The sequence below is a fragment of the Chryseobacterium nakagawai genome (assembly GCF_900637665.1).
In the GTDB taxonomy this organism is placed as follows: Bacteria; Bacteroidota; Bacteroidia; order Flavobacteriales; family Weeksellaceae; genus Chryseobacterium; species Chryseobacterium nakagawai.
Window position 1 is genome coordinate 1035540 of the sequence record NZ_LR134386.1, and the last position, 26921, is coordinate 1062460.

Here is a 26921-nt window from a genome sequence, read left to right on the forward strand (position 1 = left end):
TATGGACAAAAAACCAAACAGGTTGACCAATCTTTCAGATGGTCAGTTCAATAGTGCAGTAAGTAGTTCTAATGAAATTAATATACTGATGGATCATTTAGCGAACGAATGGATAGAGATCGCCAAAAAGCTACCCACTCCCAACCCCCTTTTCGGGAACATATGGCATCAGGGAGAAGTGGCAATTTTATTTAGCAATACAGGAAAAGGAAAATCAATTTTAGCCGTACAATTGGCGGACAGCATAACAAAAGGACATTCAATAATTACTTTGGATGTGTATAAACAAATTGCAATCTATTTTGATTTTGAGCTTTCAACAAAAGCATTTCAAAGAAGATACTCGGATGAAGATGAAAACTCACATCAATTCAGCGATGATTTTATTCGTGTTGAAATTGATAGAAATAAGCATTTAGAATCCGATGAGAGATCATTTGAAGAATTGATCATAGAATCTGTAAAGTTTCAGGTTGAAAAATCAAATGCACAGGTTGTGATCATAGATAACATTACTTTTTTATCGGCAACCAATGAAAAAAGCAAAGAAGCTTTATCCCTAATGAAGCTCATCTTAGACCTATCCCGAAAGAAAAGTCTTGCAATCCTGCTCATTGCCCATACTCCTAAAAGAGATATTTTCAAGCCAATCCAGTTAGAGGATCTGGCTGGAAGCAAGGCTCTAAGCAATTTTTGTGATACCGTTTTCTGCATCGGAGAATCTGTCAAAGGTTCGAACGTAAGATATATAAAACAACTTAAGAACAGGAATTATCCGATTGAATTTCACGAAAATAATGTTATTGAATGTGAAGTAGTGAAAGAAAATTCATTCTTACAGTTCAAGTTTGTTGATCTTAATTCGGAAGATGAACATTTGAAGAAGATCAGTGAAAAATCTAAGGATAGGATCGATGAGATTCTAGAACTAAAAAATCAAAATCTATCGAATGTAGAGATAGCAAAAAGATTGGCTGTGAGTGAATCTGCAATCCGAAGAAGGATTAATAAGCACGATAAAAAAAGCCAATAACACCAACGAAAAACGACGAGATTGTTTTAAGGTTAACATTTTGAAAATGAATTGAATAAACGTTGAGTTTTAAGAAATTCGTCTCGTCGGTAATTTGTACCGCTTATTACATCGTCGCTCAGCAACGAGCTATTTTCAAGATGATTTAACGACGAGACGAAATAATATTATTTTCAATTAAATATTTTACGCAAATAATTGTAATTCAATTAATTGAAAAATTATTTAGTTAAGATTTTACCTCGTTGCTACTCGTCAATTCATCAAAAATTAGTCAAACCAAACCCTTCCGCTTGAACCGTCAGGATACCTAGTATTTATTACCAAAAAACATTAAAAATTACAAAAATGAACTGCAAACAATTTAACAGCATATCGTTGGAAGAAGTCCTCCTTTCTCTCGGACACCTTCCAGCGAAACAAAATGAAAAAGAAGCTTGGTATCTCAACCCTTTTGCCAACGAATCCCAAGCCTCTTTTAAAATCAATAAAAGTCTTAACAAGTGGTACTTATTCTCAGAAGGAATCGGTGGAAACAATACTGACTTTATGAAGAAGTATCTGAATACTTCAGTAAATGGAGTTTTACTTTGGGCAGAAAATCAGAACTTTTCTTCTTTTCTAAATCAAAATATTCCTGATCAGAAGTTCAAAAACCCGAGTAAAAATTATGAGATACTGGACGTTAATGGAATCCAGCATCCTGCACTTTTGGAATATTTAAGAGTAAGAAAAGTTGGAAATCAAACTCAGTTCTTACACGAAATTCATTACCGAATGAATGATAAAAACTATTTCGGAATTGGTTTCAAGAACGATTCTGGCGGTTATGAAATCCGCAATAAATATTCTAAAATTTGTTTGGGCAAAAAAGATATTTCAACCATAAAAAACGGATCAGAATCGCTTCGGATTTTCGAGGGCTTTTTCGATTTTCTTTCCTTTAAAAATGTAGAGAATTTTTTAGAAAAAGAACCTGTCGATTATCTCATTTTGAATTCCGTTTCGATGATTCACAATATTAAAAGTTCACTAGGAAATTATGAAAATATTGAGCTTTATTTTGACAATGACGAAGCTGGAAATCGTGCCGTTGAAATTATTAGAAATGAAAATCAAAGCGCAGAAGATTGTCGGGTTTTATATTCAGATTTTAAAGACTTAAATGACTGGATGATACACAAAAATCCATTACCTGAAAGACAAGTCAAACAAAGGAGAAGGTGAGTAAAATAAACACAGGTAAAATATGGTGGTATATTAGTGCAAAAAGTACCCAAAGTTTACAATAAGCGTGGGCGCTGATTGCAAAATTGGGATTTTTGATTTCTTCCTATCGTCAGAAATATTTTTTAAAAACGCTAAAATAACACAATGGAAAAAGACTTTCTACAAGAATTTATACACCAAGTCGCCAAAGAAAATGAGGTAAAGATTGCTCAGGAAAAGAGAAAAAAATATTTTCAGGAACTAGGTCGGAAAGGTGGTTTGAAAACAAAAGAAAACAAAAAATTGGATAAAGTTATTTCTGTAAGAATGACCAATTCCGAATATGAAATTCTCATTCAAAAACAAGAAAAATATCCTTTAAAATTGTCCACTTATATTCGGAATGTTTTGTTCGAAAAAGAACTTAAAATCAATGAATTTCAAACTGATGAAGTCTTACTTCAGTATGGAAACCATTTCAAAAAAATAACCAATCTTTTGCGAAATCGGGAATGGAATGTTTTTGAAAATAAGAAAGAGATCATAGTAGGAATTGAAAATCTGATCGAATTGATTCATCAATATTTGTATTCAAAAATTCAGAAAAATGAATAATTCAGCAACCACAAGAGCTATCACAAAGATTGCTTTGCAATACAATGGCAATGATAAAGGAACAGCAGAAATGGTGGCTTCGAATTATCTTCTAAGCGATACTGCTGAAGGTCAGTTTAACGAAATGAAAACCGTAGCTGAAAGAAATACCAAAGTGAAGAAATGGGCATTGACTGGTTATATTTCTCAACCAGACGAGATAGGCAGAAAATTAAAGGATGAGGAACTAAAACAAATTGTGATGGAAGCTCTTACCCAAATAGGTGTGACAAATAGAAATCAATATCGATTAGACATTCACAACAGTACAAAACATAAGCATATTCACTTTGTTGTCAACAGAATTGATATTTCGGGAAAGTGCACTGTGAAAGCACACGATATCGGAAAGAGATTTGGTGAAGCTGTTCGAGAAGTCTGCAAAGAGAAAGGATTATTAACCGATGTTGAAATTGGAATTCAGAAAAAAGCTGAGATGCTGAAAAGCTTGAGTGAGGCTATTAGATCAGAAGATAATTTTGATGATCTGATATTAGAAATGAAGGAAAAAGGTTTTGAAATTCAATTGTCTTCAAATGTCAAGGACGGGATTTCGGGAATGCGAATCGTGATGGAAAAGGATAAAAACTTTCAAACAGAAAGGATTTATAAAGCAGGTTACAAATTGTCTGAAATCTCAAATCAACTAAAAATTTCTGAAATAAAATCTCTTTTTAAAATGAAACAAGCGGTCAGGGAAGCACAAAAAAACGCTGACAACTTAGAGGGATTTCGGAAAACTCTACAACAAAAAGGGATTTCTATTAAGATCCAATACAAGGGAGAATTTAAAGCCGGTCAAAAAAATGAAATTCAAGATTTCTGGATAAATAAAAGTGATAATAGTCAAGAGAAAGACGGATTCTTTTTCCGGAAAAATGTCGGGTTCTCTCTTTCGGCAATAGATTCTGATTTTGGCAATGTAGTAAGATCTTTAAGTCACAGTAGTGTAAAAAATGATACAGGTAATCATTTGAAAGCAGACACTAATGAAAGCTTAATAGAAATTGCAGGCGGATTCTTAGGTGATTTTCTTAATCCAACCTATGTTTCTCAGAACGAAGATGAACTCTGGAAAAAGAAGCGAAAATTAAGACGATAATCAAAAATTAAAAAAAATAAATATGGAAAATGAAAATAAAGAATCTAAAAGTAACGGAATGGAGCTTTTAGAAAATGTGATCAAATCAAATATGGAAAATATTGAACAAAATATCAAACTTCAGTCTGCCATTAAAGACCATACTACCCTACTGAACGATATACAGATCACTTTGGAAGATGGACATTCGACCAATAATGAAACTGTAACCTTGATCAAATTAGAGCAAACCAGAAGAACTGAATTCCTTGCCAGCATTCCTACCCAGACAGAAATGGTTCTTTCAAAAGAAACTAAAGATTATTTGGAAAGTTTTGGAAAAGATATACGATGGAAGAAGAAATTTATTTGGAGCGGAATTGCAGTTTTTGTCTTTGCGGTTTTAATAATAGTCGCCTCTATCAATTTCGCAACCGATTGGTACAAAGAAAGCATCAAGGCCAAAAGTGGACTACGTCAAGATATTTTAAATGAAATTGCTGATGAAGGAAAAAAGATTTACGATGCAAATGAGATAAAAATCTTGAGCGAAAACACTCAGGTAATGCAATTGTGGATTAAAAATAATCCTAAAAAAGCGGAAGATTTTCTGCGGTTTAAAGATGGATTTCAGGCTAGTAAAGAAATTAGATAGCAAAATTAATTGTGAATACTTCTGTATCTTTAAGCACAGTCATCATTAGTTATTATTTGCATTCCTAAACATACTCACAGAAGTAATTTTTTAAGAACTTAATGGATTGAGTATTATTATTGACTATTTAAATAGAATTCTAGTCGGTTTTTTAATATATCAATTCATTATAACACTTAGAAAATATGTGACGACATAAACACCGGCAGCTAAAAGGCATTATCAAAGATGGACTGAAGGGCTTCAATTACACATTTCTGCAAGGTTCAATATTTCCTTCTTCGATTGAGCTTTTTGCTATAAATACCGCCCTTCGGCAATACCCTAAATGTTCTGTGACACCCTATGTCAATCGCCAAAAGAACTAAAATAATAATCAAATTTGCATAGTTCAAAATGACAACTTATATTTGACAAATTATGTCAAGTAAAATTTTTCATATGGAAACAGTTGGACAAATAATAAGAGCAAAACGAGAAAATTTAGGCTTGCTAATTCGACAAGTAGCATCATACTTAGATATTGACCAAGCGATTTTGAGCAAAATTGAGCGTAACGAACGTAAACCGACTAAAGATAATATCTTAAAACTTGCGGAAATTCTAAAATTGGACAAAGAATATTTGTTAGTTCAATTTATTAGCGAAAAGATCGCCAATGAAATTGCAGATGAAGATTGTGCAAGCAAAGTTTTACAAGTTGCAGAACAAAAAGTGAAATACCTTAAGTCTAACCTTGTAAAAAATTAACTTATATGCGTGCTGAAACTCTAGAGTCAGAATTAAATGTTGTTCGAGAACCACAATTAGATATTTTATACTATCCAAAATCATCCTTAAAATCGACTAGTGATAATAAAAAAGAAACACTAAATGTGCTTTCACTTTTTTCAGGTTGTGGTGGAATGGACTTGGGTTTTGAAGGTGGTTTTTCGGTTTTACAACAATCAATCAACGAAATTTTAACACCGCATTTCATTGATAAAAAAGAAAAAAATGGTTTTGTTCAACTAAAAAAAACAAAATTCAAAACTGTTTTTGCAAACGATATTTTGACTGATGCAAGAAATGCTTGGGTTAATTATTTTTCAAAAAAAGGACACAATGCTGAAGATTTCTACAAAGAGAGCATCGTAGATTTAGTGAAAATGTATCGCAATGGAGTGAATGTTTTTCCAGAAGAAGTTGACGTAGTAACGGGAGGATTTCCGTGTCAAGATTTTAGTATCGCTGGCAAAAGAAATGGTTTCAATTCTCATAAAAATCATAAAGGACAACTGATTGAAAAAGAAACCGCTTCTGCTGAAACTCGCGGACAACTTTATATGTGGATGAAAGAAGTGATTGAAATTACTCAACCAAAAATTTTCATCGCAGAAAATGTGAAAGGACTTGTAAATCTTGGCGACGTAAAGTCTATTATTCAAAATGATTTTTCATCTGCTAACGGAAACGGCTACATTGTACTTGACCCACAAGTTTTACATTCGGCAAATTTTGGTGTTCCACAATCAAGAGAAAGAGTAATTTTTATTGGCATCAAAAAATCTGCTTTGAAAAAATCTGCTTTGGCGGAATTAGAAAAAGAAGTGATTTCGGAGAAATATAACCCTTATCCAAATTCTACTCATTCGTACACATCTGAAGGTGAAAATTTGAAACATTTTGTTCAACTAAAAGATTTGTTTAAAAATTTAGATGAACCTGAAAATACAGAAGATCTATCGCAGAAATTTTACTCAAAAGCAAAGTTTATGGGTAAACATTGTCAAGGACAGACTGAAATAAAATTGGAAGGAATTGCACCAACAATTCGTTCTGAACATCACGGAAATATTGAATTCAGAAGACTTTCTTCAGTAAATGGTGGAAAAATAGAAAAGGAATTAAATAAAGGATTAACAGAAAGGAGATTAACACCAAGAGAATGCGCATTAATCCAAACTTTTCCTCCCGATTATGATTTTGTAATAGAAAACAAAAACGGTAGAAAAGGTTCCTATTTGGTTAGCCCTTCGCAAGCGTATAAAATAATTGGTAATGCAGTTCCACCACTTTTGGCTTATAATTTAGCCAAGAGAATTGAAGATGTTTGGGACTTATATTTTAACGATTAAAAATGATAGTTTCAGTAAATCCAGACCCAAATAGAAGTGAATTTGATATGTTACTCAGCTCAACTATTACTGAGCTGAATGTTCACGCAAAAAATTCATCAAAGAAAGTTGCAACGCTTTTAGGCAGAAATCTTGAGCCTTATGTCAAAGATGTAATGACGGATTTAGCCATTGGAACTATTTTTGAAAATTCAATTGAATTGATTGGTGGTCAAAAATTTCCAGATATTGTTGCAAAAAAATATTACGGAATTGAAGTAAAAACAACCACACAAAACCATTGGAAAACTACGGGAAATAGTGTTTTGGAGGGAACAAGAGTTGATGATGTCGAACGTATTTTTATGTTGTTTGCAAAATTAGCAAGTCCAATAGAATTCCGTTGTCGTCCTTATGAAGAAGTGCTTTCAGAAGTTGTAGTAACACATTCGCCACGTTATTTGATTGATATGAATTTAGAACAGGGCAAAACCATTTTCGACAAAATAAAAATGCCTTATGACACTTTGCGTAAAAAAGAAAGTCCTATAAAACCAATTGTTGATTACTATAAAAGCAAACTAAAACCAGGCGAAGAACTTTGGTGGATGGATGCAGAAAACAACAGTAAACCAAGCAGCATTATTATCAAAATTTGGAATAACTTATCTGCAAAAGAAAAACAAGAACTGAAAAATAGTTCAATGGTTTATTTTCCTGAACTTTTCGGAAATAGTAATGACAAATTTGGGAGATTAGCCATTTGGTTGGTCACTCGTGAAGCAGTTGTTTGTCCAAACGTTCGGGATTTGTTTACTGCTGGAGGAAAAAGAGATTATGTAATTGGTAAAAATTCGTATCAAAAGGTACCAAGAATATTTCTTAACTTGTTTGATAATATTTCAAGTATCGTTGAAACTATTATGCGAACATCAGCTTTTGAACTATCGGAATATTGGGAAACTAAAACGACAGACAAAACGAAATTGTTTGACTGGATTGATTTGGTCGCTGAACACTCAAAAAAAATTCAAGATGCAAAACATCTGAAAATTAAACAAATCTTGACAGAACTAACACTGAAATAAATTACTAAACTCTAAAAAGGGCGCTAGCGTATCAAGGTTTTTTGTGACAGTGGGTGATATTACAAATTTAACGTTTGTGCTTTAGTTCAACTTTTGTACAAAGTTGAAGATTAAATTATCAATTGTAACACCATCGAAAAGCAGCTAGACGTTAAGCATAATAATTAATATTAATCGCTAGAATGGATTTTAAAAAATTACCAGCTATTGAAGAAATAAGAAATATAATTGAAGAATTAAAATCTTATGACCTTACAAAAATTTCGGATGATGAATTATTTAATAAGCTTAGAGCGTTGTCATTTATACCATTCCCGACTGCAATTTTAAAGAACAATTTTTACGTCGACAGATTAAGAATAAACCAAGAAAATAAATTATTTTATTCTATTGATGATATTAGTTATAGAAAGGACACTGAAAATATACGCTCTTACGGAAGAGCGAATTATCCAAATCAATCTATGTTTTATGGTGCTTTCGAGTCTGAAAATATAAAACTTCCACGTTTTGTGAGTCTTATTGAAACAAGTGAAATTTTTCGTGATATTGAAAAAAACAACGATCTTGATAAAAAATTCTTTGCAACACTTGGAAGATGGAAACTTAAAAAAGAAACAGAAGTTTTAGAGATTATCTTTTCAGAAGATTATTTAAAATCAGGAGAAAACAAAAAAGCATTCAATTATCATTGGAGTAATTTAAAAAATCAACTTCCCGACTATGAAGAAAGGTTTAAATTAATTTTAGAATTTTTCACTTCAGAGTTTGCTAAGAAATTAATTAATGATCACCGATTTTATAAAATTTCATCATCATATTTTAATCTTTCTCTAAGTTCTTCACCAAATATTGGTGGAGTCAAATATCCTAGTGTAAAAAGTGACTATATGGGATATAATTTAGCTTTACTGCCTGAATTTCTTGACGAAAATTTTGAATTGGCAAATGTTTCCTTACTTGAAATAGATAAAAGAGGAAAACATACAACTGTAGAAATTGTTAATAATGTTATTGACTTTGGTGAAAATTTTAGAAATTTCACTTGGGAAAATAAGGAATTTGGCTAACGAGGTTTGTACCGAGCGTGCTGAATTACAATCAGTACCTGTATTTTAGCTTAGGATTCTGCTTCACTAAGCATCTTAGTATATTTCAGAACTTTTCAAAAAATAGATTAAATCTTTAGTTAAAGGGCTCAACTGATAGTTGAGCCCCCTATGAAAAAGTAATTATCCCGCAATTATTTTTATTTTTATTTTTATTTATTGATAAGCTTTTCAAGCCTATCCATCATTTCATCTTTTTCTTCCAGCATTCTTTCATAAAGGGCAATCTTCTCTTCGTGCAACTGCACTAATTTATCTATCGGATGAAAATTGATAGTTCCATAATTGAAAGAATTATTAAAAGCGTGCTCTCCAAAAGTATTAGAAATAATATTAACAGCTTGTTCTTCATCAAAGTTTTGAATAGCTTCTACCGGAATTTTCATTACTTCAGAAATCTTTTTCAGCAAAACATCTTCGATTATTTCTTTTTGTTCAAGCAAAGAAATTTTCTTCTGATTCCAATCATCACCTAAGTCAAGAGCTAAAGCTTCTTGTTTGATACCTAGCATCTCTCTAAATCGTTTTACATTTCTTCCTTGATGTATTTTCTGTTCCATAGCAGTTATCAATTTTTAAAGGCTCAAAGATAAAACCATTTCTGTTAAATCGTCTGAATTGTAAAGTTAAAAAATTATCCTGTAAAATATCCATTTCAGTAGATATAATATCCAACTTCTGTATTGATTATCCACTTTTGAAAGTAGTAATTCGTATCAATAAAAATATAATTATTATGAAAAATAAGAAGATAGATTTTGAAGCTGAGTTCTGGGACAGCCATCAAAAGCATTCTTGTCTGACACTGATAGATGCATTTTTTCAAATGGATTTTCTGTCCGCTGTAAAAGAAAGACTAAATGACGTGATAAACTATTCAACGAAATGCGAAGTATTGATGAAAGAAGACCCGTCTCTAATATTCCACCATTACCTCTGTATGCGCTCATTCATAAGAGCAAGTTATGTACTACAATTCAAAGCAAAAAGATGGAAAGTTAAACGTCCCCCAAAGTTTCCATCCAGATTACTTCAAAGTTCGCTTTCAGATGAAGAATACCGCAATCCGTTTCTTGTCTTTCAAAAGGCATTTAAAGAGTTTACTCTACAAGAATTTGAGTATTTCAATACGCAGATTGTTTATTTCTCATTAGGTGCATATTCTGATGAACCTGAAGCAAATATCGTTACTCTTTTTATCCATCTTAATAAAATGCTTGATTCAGCACAAATCATTCGTGAAAGAGGCTTAAAGAAGATAAAAGATAAAAAAACCGCATCATCAGAATAATTTATCCTTTGAAAGAATTAGATATCTGATCATTACTGACCAACTTTATTTCACTAAAAATTTTAATATGAGAAATAAAGAAAAAATGATCGGAAGAATCATAGACTCGATGGAAAAGGTTGATATAACTTTTAAATTGTTGTCAGACGAGAGGCAGATAGATGAACTTAATAAAGGTATTTATCTACTTATGGATAAATTAGGAAGTGAAGACATAAATTTGCTTTTTGACCGATATCCTAGATTGATACAAAAGTATAGTCTCAAAGAAATGTTTTCAGGAAACATTGAAATTCCAAATATTGATCCCCATAGTTTAAAGATTGCCGGATTACTAACCTGCCTGCAATTTTTGGTCTCAAGCTTTACTGATTTTATAGATGAATTTGACAATCGTCTTCCTTTGAAGGAAACTGAAACTAGTAATTCTTATCAAGCCGAACACTATATCATTAGTTCAATCGCTTTGGATGATTATTTAAAAGAGCTTTTTCTGAGTGTCCTTTCTGTTACTGGCGAAGAATACTACCAAAAATTCCTCAAAAAAATTGGCAATCCAGATTTTACTATTGATGATATTTTGAAACTTGATAAAGATAAAGAATTGCAGGAGCATATTGATTTACTGATGTGGTACTCCTTGATCCGTGTGTTTCTGGAAGCTATTTACTTCTACTTAAATATCGAAAATCATAACTCAAAAATCTAATAAAATGAAAACTTCAAATCAACTTTCATTCTCAAAACTCGAAAACGAATTTTTAGAAGATGCCATCAAACAGCTTAACCAAGATTATATTATCATTCAGATATTTTATAACAAAAGCGTACATTCTCAGGATTCCCATCTAATTATACATTTGGAACACAAGAATGATGTTGATACGATAAAACAAAAACACTGGGTTAAAAAAGCCCACGTTGAGCATAAAGTACACATACATTTGTTTTACAATACTCAACTTCAACACAAGTTTGATTCAGGACATCCCTTTGTCGAATTTTACTGCAAACCATCTGCCTTGATCTATCAAAATGAGCATTGTGGAAATCATCTTTTGATTGACCGAAATTGGAAGAAGTTTAACAAAAAGTTTGAAAATTACAAGGAAAGATTTTACCACGATCACAATCTGCTGCTATCTCAAACCCGTGAATTTATTAATGATGAGTCGTTTGTCAGTGTTTTTCTCAGCTATGAAAAAGTCATCAGGTATGACTTGGAATATCTGGAAAACTTATATACAGGATCTTTCTCCGATTCAAAAAATTTGCACGAGCGTATTTATCATTTAATACCCTATAATCCTGAGATTCAAAAATATTTTGTGAAACAAAATGGAAAAGAGTATTATCTGATCAGTTTATTTGAGAAAGCAAGAATATCAGCTCGTGAGGATGAACTTATGTACGATAACGAATTCTTTGAAGCCATCGTTATTGCAGAAGAAAGTCTTTTCAGTATGATAGAAATACGCTTAGACCAATTAAAAAAACAGATCAAAAAATCAACTAGTAATATTGCAATACATACGGAAATAGCGGATGTTTTGGTACGTCAGAATGATAAAATCCTTGATAAGGCGGTTGAAGTCATTGTAAAATCTGAAAATACAGAAGAGATTTACCTATTTCATAAATCTACATACGGTAATAGTAAGATTTATTATCTGCTCGTAATTGCTCATAATGTGAGTAACGAAAAACTGAAAGAGATACAGTATTATCTCAAAAATAAAGCTGGGAAAAAATATGATTTTGTATTGATCAGTCACGACCGATATTGGATTCAGCAACACCTTTACAAATACCAAAATTTCTTTGCGAACATCATTCAGGGTAAAAACAAGATTTATGCTTCTAATCAATATCATCCTGAGCCACATTGGCAGTTTCCGTATATTCTGGAACAAGACCTGGATTGGTATTACAAATCAGCAAAAGGCAATGGCTTACAGTTTTTAGCTATTGTTGGAAATGAAAGCAGAAACCATCAGGGAATACCTTTTCTTTTTGCTTTATTCTTCCTTTCGTTTTGCAGAACCTATGTTTTTGTAAAACTTTGCTATATGCCCAATTATTTGTCCTTTCAATCATTGTGGCAACTATGTTTATATGCCAATCCGGATATGATACGCTATCAATATTTATATGATGGATATCTGGTTAGACTTATTCCCACTTTGGAATATCATAAGATTCTGCGCCATAAATTTACTTCTCTTGATAAGGAGGTAATAGATCAAATGAAAGTTCTTGTCGAAAAGCTGATGAATGAACTTGACATATTGGTCTTAGAAGGAGGATTAATTGATAATACAGAAAAGGATGGAACAATTGAATGAACCTCTAAGCAAAGCTATCATCCGGTTTATAAAAGACCACCCACCAAAAACTATGAAAAGAAATCTTTTTTCATTATTTGTAGACTACATTTATACTTTAAAAGGAGGAACTCCAAATGATCTGGATAACATTCTATTTGATTTTAAAGAACTCTTTATTCTTCTTGACAAAATAGAAGATGAAATTGGGAAGCAGGATGAAGATGAAGATTAGCCTGTTAAATTAAAAACCCCTATAAACAGAATGTTTTATATCGGTCAATTGAAGAAACAGCCCACTGCTTAAAGCGGTGCGCTGTGTTGTTTTTAGAAGTAACGATAAATATGATTTATTAACTCTGCTGTTTTTCCAGTTAAATATTAAAGTTTTTATTATTTATTTAGGTTAGGAATAAATCGTTTAATTACGTTCCATTCATTTTCATAGTAGCTGTTATGTACTGATTTTCCTTCTGCAGTAAAACTAGTGAATACTAGTCTCTTTATATCTTCAAAAATATTTTTGGGTAAAATTTTGTATTCAATGCTTTCATTATTTTGGTAAACAATCTTATAACCTTGCAAATGTAAAAGTTCTCTATTTGAAATATTTTCAGTTTTATGAGCTTTAAAAACAGTTTCCAAACCTCGTTTTACTTTTAAAGCAATAATTGCATCTTCTTCAATCAATTTGAGATAAAGAAGATTTGCATTTGGATTTTTGCCATTAGAATAATGATAGTTTCTTCTTTTTGCTAATATAGACTTTACATAAACTTTGTTTATATGTCCGTTGTCATAACATTGAAGAAGAAACCCATTTTTAAACCTTTCTTCAATAGGTAATGAAAATATACAATTTTCATCTGAATGCTCTTGTATTTTACATGTGTTGTCACTGAAAAGATTAAAGTAGCAAAGGATATTACTTTCATAAGAAAATAGATTTATTTGATTTGATTCTTCCAAATTCTCCTCAATCATTTCAATGAATGGCTTGTGCCCATGATTTGTAGTCGTACCGTTCAATTGAACTAAAGGATTAGAAGTTTCACTATTTTCCTTTAAAATGTCAATGTATGATTTATTTGTCGGCAAAACATATTCAGGTATCTCTTCCTCATTCTCAAATTCTATTTCATCTTCAAATTCTTCTTTTAAATCAATTGTTTTTTCAAAAATTATTTTATGGTCTTTTTTCGTATTTTTTTCAATAAAAGCTATAATTTTTTGTATTTCTTCTTGTGGACTTCTTTTAAATGCTGAATAAAGTACACGATATACTTTCCAACCAACACGTTCTAAAAATTCCTGCCTTTCAATATCGTAAGCCACATCTTCAGGAAGTGAATGGAAAGGGTCGCCATCACATTCTATAGCAATCATTTTTCCGTTATTGTGAACTACTAAATCTAGTTTAAAGTTGATGTAAACTTGTTTTCCAAGTTTATGATTATAGAAAAGTTCAGATTCTTTTACATTGTATTGTGGTTGAATATAACTATATCCATTTCCAATGAGGGATTTAGCAATATCACATTCAAACCAGCTGTCAAATGGTTCAGGAACATTGTGTCTAAATCTTTCAATATTGTTGTTGTCAATTTGTAATTGAGAAATTGGTTTTGCTTCATCTTTGAAGAAACTTAAGATTTTATTTCTAAAATCAGTTGTTTGTAAATCGTTATGCTCAACCGAATGAAATAAAATCATTTGTTCTTTTGCTCGACTTAATGCTACATTAATTTTTTTAAATTCATCTTGGTCACTAATAATTGCTCGTGGTTTAGCATTTTGATTTTCTTTTAATTTCTGAAAATCTAATGCAACTCCAAGAGAAACAATCATAACATCTCTTTCATCTCCTTGAAATTTTGGAGAATCTTCTATAATAAGTTTATGCTTATCTATTTTTTCCTTACCAAATTCATTAGCTAAATCTTCTTTTATGTCCTTTAGTTTTTCGGTATGCTTTGTTAATCCTAAGCTGACTACACCAATAGATTTATTTGCATATTGCTCATCCTTTAGTATTCTTTGAAGAAATTTTTTAATTTCTTCAATTTCTTTGTAAACAATTTTGTCTTCTGTAAATGCACCGTTTATAAAAACAGTTTCTTTTGGATTTAATCTGTTTGAGTTGATTTGTTTCAAAGGTCGTAACGAATTGTCGTAAAACTCTCTCTTTGAAAATTCAATGATTTCAGGAACACATCTAAAATGTTCTCTAAGTGTTAAATTAGAAGTTCCAGCAACCATTTTTGAAAGCATAAACAAACTGTTATCACTTTTTATATGAAGTGCATTAGCTCCTAAGAATTTGAGATGTTTATTTTTAATTGATTCAAAATCATTTCCGTCAGCTCCCGTAAGACTGCTTGGAGATGTTTGTTTGTCATCTCCAACAATTATCATATTTTCTGCATAATAGCTTAAAATAAGGCTATTAAAATCTAATTGACTTGCTTCATCTACAATAATACAATCAAAAATTTCAGGTTCACTTCCTACTGAATTTAGAACATCATTAAATTTCATTACCCAACAAGACAATCTCTTGCTAATATCAATACTGTTTTTACGTGTAAGAATCTGATATTGAGTTTGGTTTCGAATCTTTCTAACACTTTGAGATAGGTTATATTTGTATTCTTCCAGCAAATTTATAAAAGCATCAATTTCATTATTATCAAACTTGTTTTTAAAGTTTGACTTTGCTAGGTCAAACAAAATATCACATTTAACTTGGAATATTTTTTTGTTGATAAATGATAATTCTTCTTTACATTTTTGTAAATCAATAAATTCGTTTTCTTTAATGAACCTATTGGTAGAAGCGTATTCAAAATTTTCTTTTGAAATATAATGATTAGGAATATTCTCAAGAGAATCAAAAGTATTTGGAAGCAAATCTCTCAAATACTTTTTTAAGTTGAGAAATGTTTGTTCTACCTCAAGCTGTTTTCCGATTTCTAAGAATCTACTCTTTAAAAGTTCAAAATCTTGTACTTCTCCAATTTTTTCAACAGGTAAAAACTTTAAAAAGTCATTTTTTAATGAAGATTGTTCAATTATTGAATCAATGTTTTTTAATACTTCAAGTTTCTCAATTAATTGACCATTTATTCTCCCAAACTTATCAATGTCTTTTTCTAATGTTATTGCCTTTCTAGATAAATTATCTATATCAAATAAATTGATTTGAGCGTATTCTGAAAGATTTATAAAATCTGCATTGAATTGAATTTTAGAAACAACTTCCTTGTTTGTTTCTATCTTTTTCAAAACTTCCTTTAAAACTATGCTTTTTTCATATAGATTGGAGTTGTCATCATAAGAAAATGAAAAACCATTTTGTTTCAACAAAGTGAAATTTTTGTTGATAGTTAAAAGGTTTTCAATTGCCGATTTCAATTGTAATATTTCGGTTTTAGTATTACACTTTTTGCCGTTTATAGTAAATTGCTCTAAATATGAAACTTGCTTAAAATTGGAATTGGTAAGTTTTGTGAAAAATCCTGCTTTACCATTTTCAGCAAACGATAGGTAAGTTTCTATGTCTAAAAGATACTTTGTTCCATTTTCAGTAAGGTTACTAAAGGATTTATTTATCGTAACACTTTCTTGAAAAACCTTATTGTTTAATTGTTTCTGTAGATTCTCTAATTCCTTAATGTTTTTGAGAACGATATCCGAGTTAGAAAATTCATTTGCAACTTTTGCGATATTTTCTAACTGAATGTTTAACACCTTATCTTTGGAATACTCATTTAATCCCAAATAATTTAATTGCTTGATGTACTGCTCTTGAATAGATAGGAAGTTTTTAAAATCAAAACTTTCTAAGTTTTTCAATATTGATGAAATATCAATATTGATAGCATTATTGTATCGGATTTCTATTCCAATTAATTGTTTGTATTTTAAAATCTCATTTTTAATAACTTCAAAATTAGATATGACTTCATTTGATAATTCATCTTGAATCCAATTCCATTCTTCTAATTCTTTCGATTCAAATTTTTCAACAATTTGATAGGCTCTTAAATTTTCAAATGAATCATTAATTCTGATTTGAGTATATTCTTTTTCAAGAGCTCGAATAATTTCGGATTTTAATTTTACATATTCAGCTTTTAAATTGTCTAACTCTTCAATTTTAGTTTCAACATTTATATAAAAGTTGTCCGTAAGAATTTTTGAAATATTGCCAATGCTATTTTCTAGAGAAAATCTTTTTTTTCCATCTTTTCCTAGATTTTCTAATTCAATTTTAGTGAAAATTAAATTATCGAATGTCTCTGGAATTTTATTTAAAAGAGATTCTAAAGCCTTATCTGTTTGAGCGGTAACAAGCACTCGTTTTCCTTGTGCTAACAAAGAACAAAGTATGTTTACAATTGTATGCGACTTTCCTGTTCCAGGTGGTCCAGTTACAACTGTTAATCTGTTTTTAAGATAATTTTCATAAATCTGTTTTTGTTCTTTGTTGAATGGAAGTGGGAAAAAGACAGAAAAGTCATCATCTCCATTTAGATTTTTAGCCTTATCCTTGTAAGTTTCAAAAAGTTCGTCTTTAAAATAGTTAGGTTTTGTGTAAGAATTGTTTCCTGATGATTCAGGATTTCTAACTAACAGGTTAAATAGTTTTGCTTCTATTTCATTTTCATCATTGTATTTAATGATTGAATCCGTTAATTTTTCAAAAAAACGTGGCTTTCGTTGTTTAATATTTACTGCAGGTGAAAACAGCACTTTAAAATAATCCTCTCTGAAATGGTCACTTTCTGGTTTGTAGATTGAATTTTCGAATTCTGAATTGCTCGAAATTTTTTGAATTGATTTTGCAAGTAAATCTTTAAACTCGTTTTCAAAAATATACTCGTAACCAAGTTCAGTAATTCTTTCTTCAAATCTATCAATGATATTTGATAATACTTCTTTCTCGATAGGAGTGTTATTTAGAAAGAAAAAATCTGCATAAGGATTTTCTAAATCTGAAAATGAAATTTTTACAATATTGTTTGAATCAATATCTAACGATAAAGGAAAATGAAATAGATGTTGATTGGTTTTTGATAAATTTCCATTGTTATTTAATTTGGAATATTGTATGAAACCAACACTCAAAACGATTTCTAAGTTTGAATCATTTTTAATATCATTATAAGCTCTGTAAAGCTTTGAATATGTTTCTTTATTTTTTTTAAACTTTTTTAATTTTTCTGTTTCAATTTTTCCTTCTGCCGAATTTTGGAAACTTATAAGTTCATCATCATCTTCATTAACACTTTCAAACTTGTTTTTAGCTTCGTTAAAATCTATGATTTCAATAAATTTATTTGGGATTTGTATGTTTGGTTTATACGGTTTTTGTAAAGAGAAGATTAAAGGATGTTTCTTGAATTTTGCAGAAAAAATATCAATTAAAGTGGATTCACAAATACCCGAATCAATGAAATTTTCAATTTCATCAACCCAAATAAAATTACTGGAAACAGTTGAATTCAGAACGTCTTTTACTCCTCTTTCGAGCAGTTTTTTATATTCTTTCAGAAAGGTTATGTATTGGTTGAGTACGCTCATTTATTTCAATAGTAAAGTTTTCAGGCAAATTTACATTTTTTTCCAAAGTGTTAAGTTAATATTATGTATATCTTACACATTATAAAGTTTTTCTATTTAATCTTTATTCTTTTAGTAACTTTGGTCATAGTCGTTTGAGAAAATTTGGTGAAATTTATTTAAAAAGAATTATAGTTTCATTATATTACTAGATAAATATTAGATTATTAAGTTATCATCATTTTTGTATTTTTTTAGAACATCCCTACAATCACATCATCCACTTCACTTTCCTTAAAATCATCAAGATAATTTTCAGTTGTGCTTAGCCTTTTATGTCCAAGCGATTGTTTAATAATATTGATATTTACATCTTTCCTGAGAGCTGTTGTCGCAAAAGTATGACGAGCTGTATAGAATGTGATATTTTTGTCAATTTCGCAAAGTTTCAAAATCTCTTTTAGTTGTCTATTGTAATATGAGCGCACGCTATCTTTTCTTTTTTTCATTTCTTCAGGACTATATTCTTTGATTTTTTTATTTAATATAGGGAAAATATATGGTGTTTCAGATGGTCTGTATATTTTGTAAAATTGAAGTATTTCATCTATAATAGGTATATGTGGGAGTTTAACTTTAAGCAAAACATCAGTTTTATTTCGATTGTAATTGAATTGATGATTTTCCATATCAGACCATTTCAGTTCTGCTAAATCTGTAAAATTCATACCTCGAGCATAATAACTGAATATGTATAAATATTTTGCATTTTTTGCAGATGGTATATGTTCTATATTGAAATTTAAAAGTATCTCAAATTCTTTTTCTGTTAAAGCTTTCCTTATATTACGTTTTTTATATTTTGAAATTTTAAAATCTCTAAATGGATAATATTGTGGCTGAACAATTTTATAATTAATTGCTTTATTGTAGATCTTACGAATATTGCGCATATAAACGCCAATTCCACCATCATTTGCTCCTCGCTTACGAAGAAAGTTTTCGAAATCAGTTAGAAATTGAAAATCGATATTTTCAAATTTATAGTTAGTTAAATCTTTTTTAAATTTTTGCAGTGCTTTCAATGCTTCATTCATTGAAGTTGAGTAACTAATTTGTCCATTTTCATAAAGGATCTCAATCTCCTTTTGAAATAGTTCACATAATGTTAGTCCTTGCTTATCTTTTTGTGAATAATATTTGTCAAAGAGGATAAGGTTATAACTTTCATAATCTTTCTCCAACAAATTAATAACATCTGATGCCGAATCTTTCATTTTTCTAAGAGTTTTATTAAAAGAAAGATGATTTCGGAATTTTGATGTAAATTCGCCTTGATTCTCATTCCATTCTGAAAGTTTACAGGAGAATGGGGTAGAATAGAATTTTGATTTACGATCAATAGTTACACGTAAATAAATTGGATACAACCCATTTTTTAATACGTTCTTTTTGCTTACAATTTTAATACTTGTGTTCATTAAATTTTGTTTTAAGTTTAATATGAGTACAACATATTATACATTACCGTGATAATTAATGAAACCAAAAGTAGATTTTAAAGATTGTAACTAAAAGATAATCAGCGCTTTTGAATCTTAATGAAAGATAATGCAAAGCATCGGTAGTCTTCTCATAATCAGGTGGTCCCTGGTTCGAGCCCAGGTGGGACCACAATAAAATCAGCCACTTACAATAATGTGAGTGGTTTTTTATATTCTTATAAGAATTGATTCTTTATAATTTGAATAAGAATTAAAGATTTGAGTAAGAATGAAAATGAACAGTATGTTGCTACTATTTTAAAAAACACTATGTTAAACATATGTTTAAAAAAACCATAAAGAATAATTAAAACTCAGTTAACAGCCTTCTTCCTCAGATCCCGTTGCTTTGCAGAAAAAAGTAATGATGGAAAATAATAATCTGCTTAACAGAAGAAGGTTTCTTAAGAATTCACTATTAGCAGCTGGAGGAATCTTTATTGCTCCTCTCATTGAAAGTTGCAGCGATCAAGACTTTACCGAAGGCGGAACGGCTCCTAATGATCTTAAAAATTCAGGTTTTGATACCGGAGTAGCCAGTTTTGACCCTACCGCAACAGGAGTTATTATATGGACAAGATATTCTGTAGGAGTAGATGCTGAAATTACATGGGAAATAAGCAAAAACAGCAATTTTTCTGAAGTTTTAAGAAGTGGAAAAGCAAGTGCTGCAACCATTAATGACTTTACTGTAGCGGTAGATGTACAAAATATTCCATCCAATACGAAATATTACTATAGATTTTATAACCTTAAAACAAAAGAAGTCAGTGTAACAGGGGAAACGATTACCTTACCTTCTAAGGCAGATTCCGTCAGTGAAGTGAAAATGGCGGTGGTATCATGTTCGAATTTTCCTGCGGGACTTTTCAACGTATACGGAGCCGTTGCCAAATCTGAAGCTGATGTAGTAGTACACCTTGGCGATTATATCTACGAATATGCACCGGGAGAATATGGAACGAATCCATATACCAACCCGCTTGGAAGAGCTCATAAGCCTGCGAAAGAAATTCTGAACCTGAACGATTACAGAGAAAGATACAGACAATACAGAAGTGATAAAAACCTTCAGCTGGCCCATCAGAAAAAACCTTTTATTTGTGTATGGGACGACCACGAATTTGCAAACGATACCTATAAAGGCGGAGCAGAGAATCATCAGCCTAACGAAGGTGATTTTCAGGTAAGAAAAATGGCAGCATTTCAGGCTTACAGTGAATATATTCCGCTTAAAACAGGGAAAGATCTGAAAATCTACAGAAGCTTTACCTTCGGAAATATTGTTTCCCTTTATATGATGGATACCAGAGTGATTGCAAGAGATAAGCAACTAGAGTATTCAGATTATCTGGATAATGCCGGAAACTTCGATCAGTTGAAGTTTAAAACAGATTTTTTAAATCCCAACAGAAAACTGATCGGAAGCGAGCAAATGGCATGGTTAGGCTCCCAGATCAATGCTGATTCTGCAAAATGGAAGGTATTGGGACAGCAAATCCTGATGACCAAAATGATGGTTCCTGCAGAATTATTGATGCTATTGAATAAGATTTTAGCAGAAATAAAACAGTACGGAAGTGCACAACCGGCTACGATGCAGGCACTTCAGAATACCATTGCCCAACTGATGGTCATAAAAGGCAGATACAAAGCTCAGGATCCCACGCTTACTCCACAAGAAATAGCAAGGATAACCACCACTTTACCTTATAACCTGGATGCCTGGGACGGATATTTCATGGAAAGAGAACAGTTGTATTCTATGCTTGCGGGTAAAAATGTTGTTGTGTTGGCAGGGGATACGCATAACGCTTGGTTAGGGACATTGACTAATGCACAAGGGAAGATTATCGGAACCGAATTAGCCTGCAGTTCCGTTTCTTCACCAGGCCTTGAAGGCTATCTTGGAATTACATCAGATCCTGGTCAGGCAATCGCATTAGCTCAGGCATTTTCATTACTGATCGACGATCTGGAGTATGCGAATCTTTACAAAAGGGGGTATCTGCATGTTAAGTTTACTTCAGGAAATTCAGTAGCAGAATGGAGGTTTGTAGATAATGTGATTTCCGACCTCTATAATGTTACTACAGAAAAAACACATACAATTTCATAGTTTCAAAGAACATATCTTATTTTCAATTTTGTACAAAGCTATAGGCAATCCTATGGCTTTTTTATTATCATTTTTTTCCGTATCTTGAACAGATGCAAGAGGATTTTAGAAAAGAATTTTTACCATTAGCCTCCAAACCTAGCTGGGTAATCACATGGCTGATGAATATTTTCTTTGGATCAGTGTTGTTGTTTATGTTTATAGTACTTGCTGTGTTTCCTTTTTTGGTTTCGGGGAATATAAAGGTATTTGTTGTAGTAGCTGTATTATATTATCCCGTTTGGGTTTTAGGTATGTATCGGCTTTTTCGGTATGTGAAAAAATCAAAAGGTATATCCGTAACAAAAATTATGGTAGATGATAAAGGCATTCATTTTTATAAAAAAGACGAAAGCATAGATGCTATTCTTTACAATCAGTTAGGACCGTCCCTTCGTTCAGATGATTATGAGATTTACCTGACAATGAAAAGAAAAACATGGATACTCACTGTAGGAATCAATCGTAATGAAACTAAAGTTGTATTTGACGGAACAGACATTGGCAGTACTCATTATATCAAAAATGGAAGAGCTCTGCGGGCCAGGTTCATAGAAGGAATTGTTCGCTTCAGGCCAGATTTGAAAATAGACCCGTTTGTTTTTAAGGAATTCAGTATTCATCCCGAAAAATTCACATTTGACGGAAAAAGATATCTGAAGCATGTAGGCGAAGCTGCGATCATAGCCGGTATTATAGTTTTGCTGAGTTTAGGATTAATGTTCCTAGTTGTAAAAGTATAGAAAGACAAACCGTAAAATATATCCGTTTTTCCTGAATATGTATCATAAGGACACTGTTCAAAATTTCTAATTTTACCAATTATTGAAAGCCTGTACGATGAGCATGAAAATATTAAATATCCCCGAATTCTGCCGTTACCTGAATGTTGGTAATATGAAAAGCGATGATCTTCACGTCGTAGATTTTGAGACGCAGAATGAAATCAGGTTAAAATCTGAGCCGGTAACTATAGATTTTTATCTTTTGGCCATTAAGCCACCGATGGATGTAAAGTTTGCTTCTTATCAACTTCTGGATGATCAGTCAGACTCTTCCTATATGTATGTGGATTGTCCGCAAAATACGCTGGAGTGGGAGATTGCCCCACCATTTTCGGGTTTATGTATTATGATAGGTGCCAAATATCTTGAAAAGTACGCCAAGGATTATAGCTTTGTACATTATAACAATCATGAAGCCCTTTTTCTCACTAAGGAAGAAGAAAACATTTTGTGGGATCTCTTCAGAAAAGCTAACCACGAATTTCAGAAAGAATATTACTCAAGAACCGTTATCATTTCTTATGTCAATTTGATCCTTACTTATGTCAAAGATTTTTATGATCGCCAGTTTGATACCCGAAGTGATATTTACCACAGAGTAATTGATGAATTTTATAAAAATCTGGATCTGTATTTCAGAGAAAATGAAAATCTGGCCGGCCTTCCTTCTGTAGCTTATTTCGCACAGAAAAGTTACCTTTCTCCTAATTATTTCGGAGACCTCATCAAACATTTTACAGGAAAATCACCATTGGATCACATTCATGATTACGTTGTAAAGCTGGCAAAAGATAAACTCAAGAATACAAGCTTTTCCGTAAGTGAAATATCCTACAGCCTCGGGTTTGATTATCCCAACTATTTTGCAAGGTTCTTCCGGAAGAAAACAGGACTTTCCCCAAAAGTTTTCAGGAATCAGTAAATAGTTTCAACAATATAATAAAAGACAGCTCCGCGAGTTGTCTTTTGCTTTTTCAGGAGCTTTTCCGGCTATTCACTCATACTCCTCGCGCCAGCGCATCCCAGACTTACCTCCCCAGCTTTCTAGTTTGGCTGCGGGGTAACCGTTACTATCCTGGCTAATGTATGAGTAATGTGTAATAAATGATGAGTAATATTAAACCTAAACCGATGTTTTGTTTTCAATAATATCCACAAATATCTGTGTAAATCTGAGTAATCTGTGGGAAATAAAATTCTGCAATCTAATAAGGATTGTGCCTAACCACAAAAGTCACAAAAGATTTAAACACTTAAGGGATTTTAAGTTAAAAGCTTTGTGCAGAAGAAGTACACACAAGTTTTTGAAAACCTATGATTTTCATATTCGTAATCATCTGCGAAATATGTGCGATCTGCGGGAGATAAAACTTTAGCAGGTCTGAAAAATACCAAAATATCATCCGGCTCTAGCCAAAATTTACTATAGAAGTACCCAAAAATACAAAAAGGTAAAATGTATCTGTTTTCAGGTAATGTGTCTCCGTCCCAAGAGCCCATCCCTTCCTACCTTTGATTTATCAAAATGAAAAAAGAAGAATAGAGCTGAAAAAAGTAATCAAAAAATAGGATACTCTTTTGTTCTTCCAGCTTTCATCAAAATAAATAATAACAAATAAAATACAAAATCATGTCACAGAAAAAAATCAGTATTAAAAACTCGAACGCTCAAGAAATTATATTATCAGCAATTATTAATTTCCCAGAAGGGTTTGATCAGAACAAAAAATATCCGGCAGTCGTAGTATCTCATCCGGGAGGTGGAGTAAAAGAACAGACCGCCGGTTTATATGCTAAAAGATTGGCTGAGCATGGATTGATAACAATGGCGTATGATGCTTCTTATCAGGGAGAAAGTACAGGAGAACCACGCCAATTGGAAAATCCTTATATCAGAACAGAAGACATAAGTGCAGTAATTGATTACCTTGTTACCTTGCCTTATATAGATACAAACAAGATTGGAGCCATGGGAATCTGTGCAGGAGCAGGATATACAGCCAATGCTGCAATCAATGATCATCGAATTCAAGCGGTGGGAATGGTAAGTGCTGTAAACATTGGATCTATGTTCAGAAACGGATGGGAAAATAATATAAAAGATGCTGATGCATTGCCTTATTTAGTAACAGGTTCCAATGCAAGAACTGTAGATGTGGGTAACACAAATGTTCAAACCATTCCGTTAGCTCCATTGCGAGAAGAAGATGCACCTAATGAAGAGTTAAGAGAAGCCTGGGAATATTATCATACTGATCGATGCCAGTATCCAACAGCTCCCGGGTTTGCTACAACAAGAAGCCTTTCACAAATCATTTCTTATGATGCTTACAATAAATCTGAAGCCTTCTTTACACAACCATTATTAGCCATTGTGGGAAGTGTGGCAGGAAGTGCATGGATGAGTGATGATTTACTTAAACGTGCTGCTACTGTGGACAAAAGGAAATATGTGATAGAAGGTGCCAATCATATGTCCTTATATGACAGAGAAAATTATGTTAATGAAGCGGTACAGCAATTGGTTCCATTCTTTCTGGAAAAATTAGCTTAAAAAATTTGATCTATACAGCCATACAACAATGTATGGCTGTATTTATCTGCAATAAAAACAGGATGATAAAACGAATCCTTAAGCAAAATACTTGAGAATTAGTTTCTGCTGGGATTGAAAACCAGATAAAAAATAAACCATATTTCTCAAAAAATATATAAATTAGATTCACACAATTAATTGAAAAACAAATGGTGGAGAATTTCATTTATTATCTCGGACTGGTTCTGGTCATTATTGGGTCCATTATGCTGGCCAATCGTTTAAGAGTAGCATATCCTATTATATTAGTAATTGCGGGGCTGCTCATCAGCTTTATTCCCGGATTACCACCTATAAAAATTGATCCTGAACTTATATTTATTATTTTTTTACCGCCATTATTATACGAAGCAGCATTTGCTGTTTCATGGAAAGAAATCTGGAAAATGAGGCGGATCATTACCAGTTTTGCTTTTATTGTTGTGTTTCTTACAGCTATATCGGTAGCTTTTGTTGCCAATTCTTATATTCCCGGGTTTTCATTAGCATTAGGTTTTGTACTGGGAGGAATTGTTTCTCCACCGGATGCGGTAAGTGCAGGAGCTATTTTAAAATTTGTAAAAGTTCCTAAAAATCTATCTACTGTTTTAGAAGGTGAAAGCCTGTTCAATGATGCTTCCTCCCTTATCATCTTTAGATTTGCAATGGTAGCCGTAGCAACCGGACAGTTTCTCTGGCAGGATGCAGTGGTAAGCTTTGGATGGATGGTATTCGGTGGATTGGGAATAGGAGTAGTGCTAGCAGTTATTTTTCTCAAAATTGAAAAAATATTTCCCACGGATGTAAACATGGATGCTATTCTTAGCCTTGTAGCTCCCTATGTAATGTATATTGCCGCTGAAGAAGTACACTCATCCGGAGTATTGGCTGTGGTGAGTGGAGGATTGTTTCTTTCCATCAGAAGACATGAAATTTTCCGAACCTCAGAATCAAGGTTAAAAGGATCCAATGTATGGGAAAGTTTTGTATTCCTGATAAACGGGATTGTATTTTTATTAATAGGATTGGATCTTCCGGAAATCATGGTAGGATTGAATAAAGAAGGAATAAGTCTTTCTAATGCGATTGGTTATGGACTGCTAATCACAGGGGTACTGATAATTGTCCGTTTTTTAGCCTCTTTTGGAGCTGTTTTCGTAACATTAATTATGCGAAATTTCATCAATGTAGCAGATAGAGACCCTGGGATGAAATTACCTATATTAATGAGCTGGACCGGAATGCGTGGTGTAGTTTCCTTGGCGGCAGCTCTATCTATCCCAGTGGTGATGGATAACGGACAGCCTTTTCCACATCGGGATCTCATACTCTTTATTACCTTTATTGTAATTTTGGCTACTCTTATTATTCAGGGACTTACATTACCCGTATTGATTAAAAAGCTTAATTTATCCGATACTGAACGCGGATATCTGTCCAAAGAAGAATCTGAACATTATTTAAGAAAAAAAATGCGCAGAGTAGCTTTTAGATATCTTGATGAAAACTATAAAGAACGAAGAAGTGAAAACGAATATTTTAATAAACTGATGGACCGTTGGGAACAGGAAGATAAAGAAGATTCTACCCATAAAATGTCTGATGAAGCCAAAGAAATCTATTTTGAAACTCTGGAACAGCAACGGATTTGGCTTCGGGAAGAAAACAGACGCAATCCGAATATTGACGAAGAATATATAAGAGATTATTTAACAAGGCTGGATCTTGAAGAAGAAAGGCTGAGAATGTAAAAA

21 protein-coding genes are annotated in these 26921 nt (G+C 32.0%); 18 read left to right on the top strand and 3 right to left on the bottom strand.

The window, feature by feature from the left end; translation table 11 throughout:
- The first annotated feature begins 1 nt into the window (after position 1).
- The 9 genes from EL260_RS04685 (at position 2) to EL260_RS04725 (ending at position 8886) form a co-directional block, all read left to right on the top strand.
- Positions 2–1033 carry an AAA family ATPase gene (locus EL260_RS04685; protein ID WP_123859069.1) on the top strand — a complete coding sequence of 344 codons (1032 nt, stop codon included), beginning with the start codon at positions 2–4 and terminating at the stop codon, positions 1031–1033.
- A 348-nt stretch (positions 1034–1381) separates the two neighbouring features.
- Positions 1382–2260: a toprim domain-containing protein gene (locus EL260_RS04690; RefSeq protein ID WP_123859070.1), complete on the top strand. Its 879-nt coding sequence runs from the start codon at positions 1382–1384 to the stop codon at positions 2258–2260.
- A 147-nt stretch (positions 2261–2407) separates the two neighbouring features.
- On the top strand, positions 2408–2857 hold the full coding sequence (locus EL260_RS04695) for a plasmid mobilization protein (protein WP_123859071.1): 450 nt from the start codon (positions 2408–2410) through the stop codon (positions 2855–2857).
- On the top strand, positions 2850–3998 hold the full coding sequence (locus EL260_RS04700) for a relaxase/mobilization nuclease domain-containing protein (RefSeq protein WP_123859072.1): 1149 nt from the start codon (positions 2850–2852) through the stop codon (positions 3996–3998). The genes EL260_RS04695 and EL260_RS04700 overlap by 8 nt, the downstream gene beginning before the upstream one ends.
- Positions 3999–4020: 22 nt before the next feature.
- The gene (locus EL260_RS04705; RefSeq protein WP_123859073.1) at positions 4021–4632 is read left to right on the top strand and encodes a hypothetical protein; all 612 of its coding nucleotides are present in this window, start codon (positions 4021–4023) and stop codon (positions 4630–4632) included.
- A 441-nt stretch (positions 4633–5073) separates the two neighbouring features.
- Positions 5074–5382: a helix-turn-helix domain-containing protein gene (locus EL260_RS04710; RefSeq protein WP_123859074.1), complete on the top strand. Its 309-nt coding sequence runs from the start codon at positions 5074–5076 to the stop codon at positions 5380–5382.
- A 5-nt stretch (positions 5383–5387) separates the two neighbouring features.
- Positions 5388–6749 (top strand): DNA cytosine methyltransferase, encoded by a 1362-nt coding sequence (locus EL260_RS04715; RefSeq protein WP_123859075.1) that lies wholly within the window; start codon positions 5388–5390, stop codon positions 6747–6749.
- 2 nt (positions 6750–6751) lie between these two features.
- A complete protein-coding gene (locus EL260_RS04720) occupies positions 6752–7816 on the top strand; it encodes a hypothetical protein (RefSeq protein WP_123859076.1) in 1065 nt (354 codons plus the stop codon).
- A 182-nt stretch (positions 7817–7998) separates the two neighbouring features.
- Positions 7999–8886: a hypothetical protein gene (locus tag EL260_RS04725; protein ID WP_123859077.1), complete on the top strand. Its 888-nt coding sequence runs from the start codon at positions 7999–8001 to the stop codon at positions 8884–8886.
- Positions 8887–9077: 191 nt separating this feature from the next.
- On the opposite strand, the gene EL260_RS04730 is transcribed toward EL260_RS04725, so the two are convergent.
- Entirely contained in the window at positions 9078–9485 is a 408-nt protein-coding gene (locus EL260_RS04730) for a helix-turn-helix domain-containing protein (protein ID WP_123859078.1), read from the bottom strand.
- Between the two features lie 176 nt (positions 9486–9661).
- Between EL260_RS04730 and EL260_RS04735 the strand changes: the two genes are divergently transcribed.
- The 4 genes from EL260_RS04735 (at position 9662) to EL260_RS25485 (ending at position 12775) form a co-directional block, all read left to right on the top strand.
- The gene (locus EL260_RS04735; RefSeq protein ID WP_123859079.1) at positions 9662–10216 is read left to right on the top strand and encodes a hypothetical protein; all 555 of its coding nucleotides are present in this window, start codon (positions 9662–9664) and stop codon (positions 10214–10216) included.
- 67 nt (positions 10217–10283) lie between these two features.
- The gene (locus EL260_RS04740; protein WP_123859080.1) at positions 10284–10925 is read left to right on the top strand and encodes a hypothetical protein; all 642 of its coding nucleotides are present in this window, start codon (positions 10284–10286) and stop codon (positions 10923–10925) included.
- Between the two features lie 4 nt (positions 10926–10929).
- Positions 10930–12561, top strand: coding sequence for a hypothetical protein (locus tag EL260_RS04745; protein ID WP_123859081.1), 1632 nt, complete (start codon positions 10930–10932; stop codon positions 12559–12561).
- A gap of 52 nt (positions 12562–12613) precedes the next feature.
- Positions 12614–12775, top strand: coding sequence for a hypothetical protein (locus tag EL260_RS25485; RefSeq protein ID WP_164466605.1), 162 nt, complete (start codon positions 12614–12616; stop codon positions 12773–12775).
- 158 nt (positions 12776–12933) lie between these two features.
- Here the strand turns inward: EL260_RS25485 and EL260_RS04750 are convergent, their stop codons facing one another.
- A complete protein-coding gene (locus tag EL260_RS04750) occupies positions 12934–18126 on the bottom strand; it encodes an AAA domain-containing protein (RefSeq protein WP_123859082.1) in 5193 nt (1730 codons plus the stop codon).
- A 233-nt stretch (positions 18127–18359) separates the two neighbouring features.
- Complete coding sequence (locus tag EL260_RS04755; protein ID WP_123859083.1) at positions 18360–19586, bottom strand: site-specific integrase; 1227 nt, start codon at positions 19584–19586, stop codon at positions 18360–18362.
- A gap of 427 nt (positions 19587–20013) precedes the next feature.
- Between EL260_RS04755 and EL260_RS04760 the strand changes: the two genes are divergently transcribed.
- The 5 genes from EL260_RS04760 to EL260_RS04780 all read left to right on the top strand — a co-directional run bounded on the left by EL260_RS04760 (position 20014) and on the right by EL260_RS04780 (position 26918).
- The gene (locus EL260_RS04760; protein ID WP_123859084.1) at positions 20014–21768 is read left to right on the top strand and encodes an alkaline phosphatase D family protein; all 1755 of its coding nucleotides are present in this window, start codon (positions 20014–20016) and stop codon (positions 21766–21768) included.
- Between the two features lie 92 nt (positions 21769–21860).
- Positions 21861–22550, top strand: coding sequence for a hypothetical protein (locus EL260_RS04765; RefSeq protein WP_123859085.1), 690 nt, complete (start codon positions 21861–21863; stop codon positions 22548–22550).
- 97 nt (positions 22551–22647) lie between these two features.
- A complete protein-coding gene (locus EL260_RS04770; protein ID WP_123859086.1) occupies positions 22648–23514 on the top strand; it encodes a helix-turn-helix domain-containing protein in 867 nt (288 codons plus the stop codon).
- Between the two features lie 708 nt (positions 23515–24222).
- Positions 24223–25146, top strand: a complete 924-nt coding sequence (locus EL260_RS04775; RefSeq protein WP_123859087.1) for an alpha/beta hydrolase — start codon at positions 24223–24225, stop codon at positions 25144–25146.
- 191 nt (positions 25147–25337) lie between these two features.
- Positions 25338–26918, top strand: a complete 1581-nt coding sequence (locus EL260_RS04780) for a Na+/H+ antiporter (protein WP_123859088.1) — start codon at positions 25338–25340, stop codon at positions 26916–26918.
- The last annotated feature ends 3 nt before the right edge of the window (positions 26919–26921 follow it).

What these genes read in the sequence shown, in the direction of transcription:
- EL260_RS04710 (WP_123859074.1), top strand. Translation starts at nt 5,074, where the DNA reads ATGGAAACAGTTGGACAAATAATAAGAGCAAAACGAGAAAATTTAGGC.
- EL260_RS04695 (WP_123859071.1), top strand. Translation starts at nt 2,408, where the DNA reads ATGGAAAAAGACTTTCTACAAGAATTTATACACCAAGTCGCCAAAGAA.
- EL260_RS04740 (WP_123859080.1), top strand. Translation starts at nt 10,284, where the DNA reads ATGAGAAATAAAGAAAAAATGATCGGAAGAATCATAGACTCGATGGAA.
- EL260_RS04685 (WP_123859069.1), top strand. Translation starts at nt 2, where the DNA reads ATGGACAAAAAACCAAACAGGTTGACCAATCTTTCAGATGGTCAGTTC.
- EL260_RS04745 (WP_123859081.1), top strand. Translation starts at nt 10,930, where the DNA reads ATGAAAACTTCAAATCAACTTTCATTCTCAAAACTCGAAAACGAATTT.
- EL260_RS04750 (WP_123859082.1), bottom strand. Translation starts at nt 18,126, where the DNA reads ATGAGCGTACTCAACCAATACATAACCTTTCTGAAAGAATATAAAAAA.
- EL260_RS04770 (WP_123859086.1), top strand. Translation starts at nt 22,648, where the DNA reads ATGAGCATGAAAATATTAAATATCCCCGAATTCTGCCGTTACCTGAAT.
- EL260_RS04705 (WP_123859073.1), top strand. Translation starts at nt 4,021, where the DNA reads ATGGAAAATGAAAATAAAGAATCTAAAAGTAACGGAATGGAGCTTTTA.
- EL260_RS04725 (WP_123859077.1), top strand. Translation starts at nt 7,999, where the DNA reads ATGGATTTTAAAAAATTACCAGCTATTGAAGAAATAAGAAATATAATT.
- EL260_RS25485 (WP_164466605.1), top strand. Translation starts at nt 12,614, where the DNA reads ATGAAAAGAAATCTTTTTTCATTATTTGTAGACTACATTTATACTTTA.
- EL260_RS04715 (WP_123859075.1), top strand. Translation starts at nt 5,388, where the DNA reads ATGCGTGCTGAAACTCTAGAGTCAGAATTAAATGTTGTTCGAGAACCA.
- EL260_RS04730 (WP_123859078.1), bottom strand. Translation starts at nt 9,485, where the DNA reads ATGGAACAGAAAATACATCAAGGAAGAAATGTAAAACGATTTAGAGAG.
- EL260_RS04775 (WP_123859087.1), top strand. Translation starts at nt 24,223, where the DNA reads ATGTCACAGAAAAAAATCAGTATTAAAAACTCGAACGCTCAAGAAATT.
- EL260_RS04735 (WP_123859079.1), top strand. Translation starts at nt 9,662, where the DNA reads ATGAAAAATAAGAAGATAGATTTTGAAGCTGAGTTCTGGGACAGCCAT.
- EL260_RS04700 (WP_123859072.1), top strand. Translation starts at nt 2,850, where the DNA reads ATGAATAATTCAGCAACCACAAGAGCTATCACAAAGATTGCTTTGCAA.
- EL260_RS04780 (WP_123859088.1), top strand. Translation starts at nt 25,338, where the DNA reads ATGGTGGAGAATTTCATTTATTATCTCGGACTGGTTCTGGTCATTATT.
- EL260_RS04755 (WP_123859083.1), bottom strand. Translation starts at nt 19,586, where the DNA reads ATGAACACAAGTATTAAAATTGTAAGCAAAAAGAACGTATTAAAAAAT.
- EL260_RS04765 (WP_123859085.1), top strand. Translation starts at nt 21,861, where the DNA reads ATGCAAGAGGATTTTAGAAAAGAATTTTTACCATTAGCCTCCAAACCT.
- EL260_RS04720 (WP_123859076.1), top strand. Translation starts at nt 6,752, where the DNA reads ATGATAGTTTCAGTAAATCCAGACCCAAATAGAAGTGAATTTGATATG.
- EL260_RS04690 (WP_123859070.1), top strand. Translation starts at nt 1,382, where the DNA reads ATGAACTGCAAACAATTTAACAGCATATCGTTGGAAGAAGTCCTCCTT.
- EL260_RS04760 (WP_123859084.1), top strand. Translation starts at nt 20,014, where the DNA reads ATGATGGAAAATAATAATCTGCTTAACAGAAGAAGGTTTCTTAAGAAT.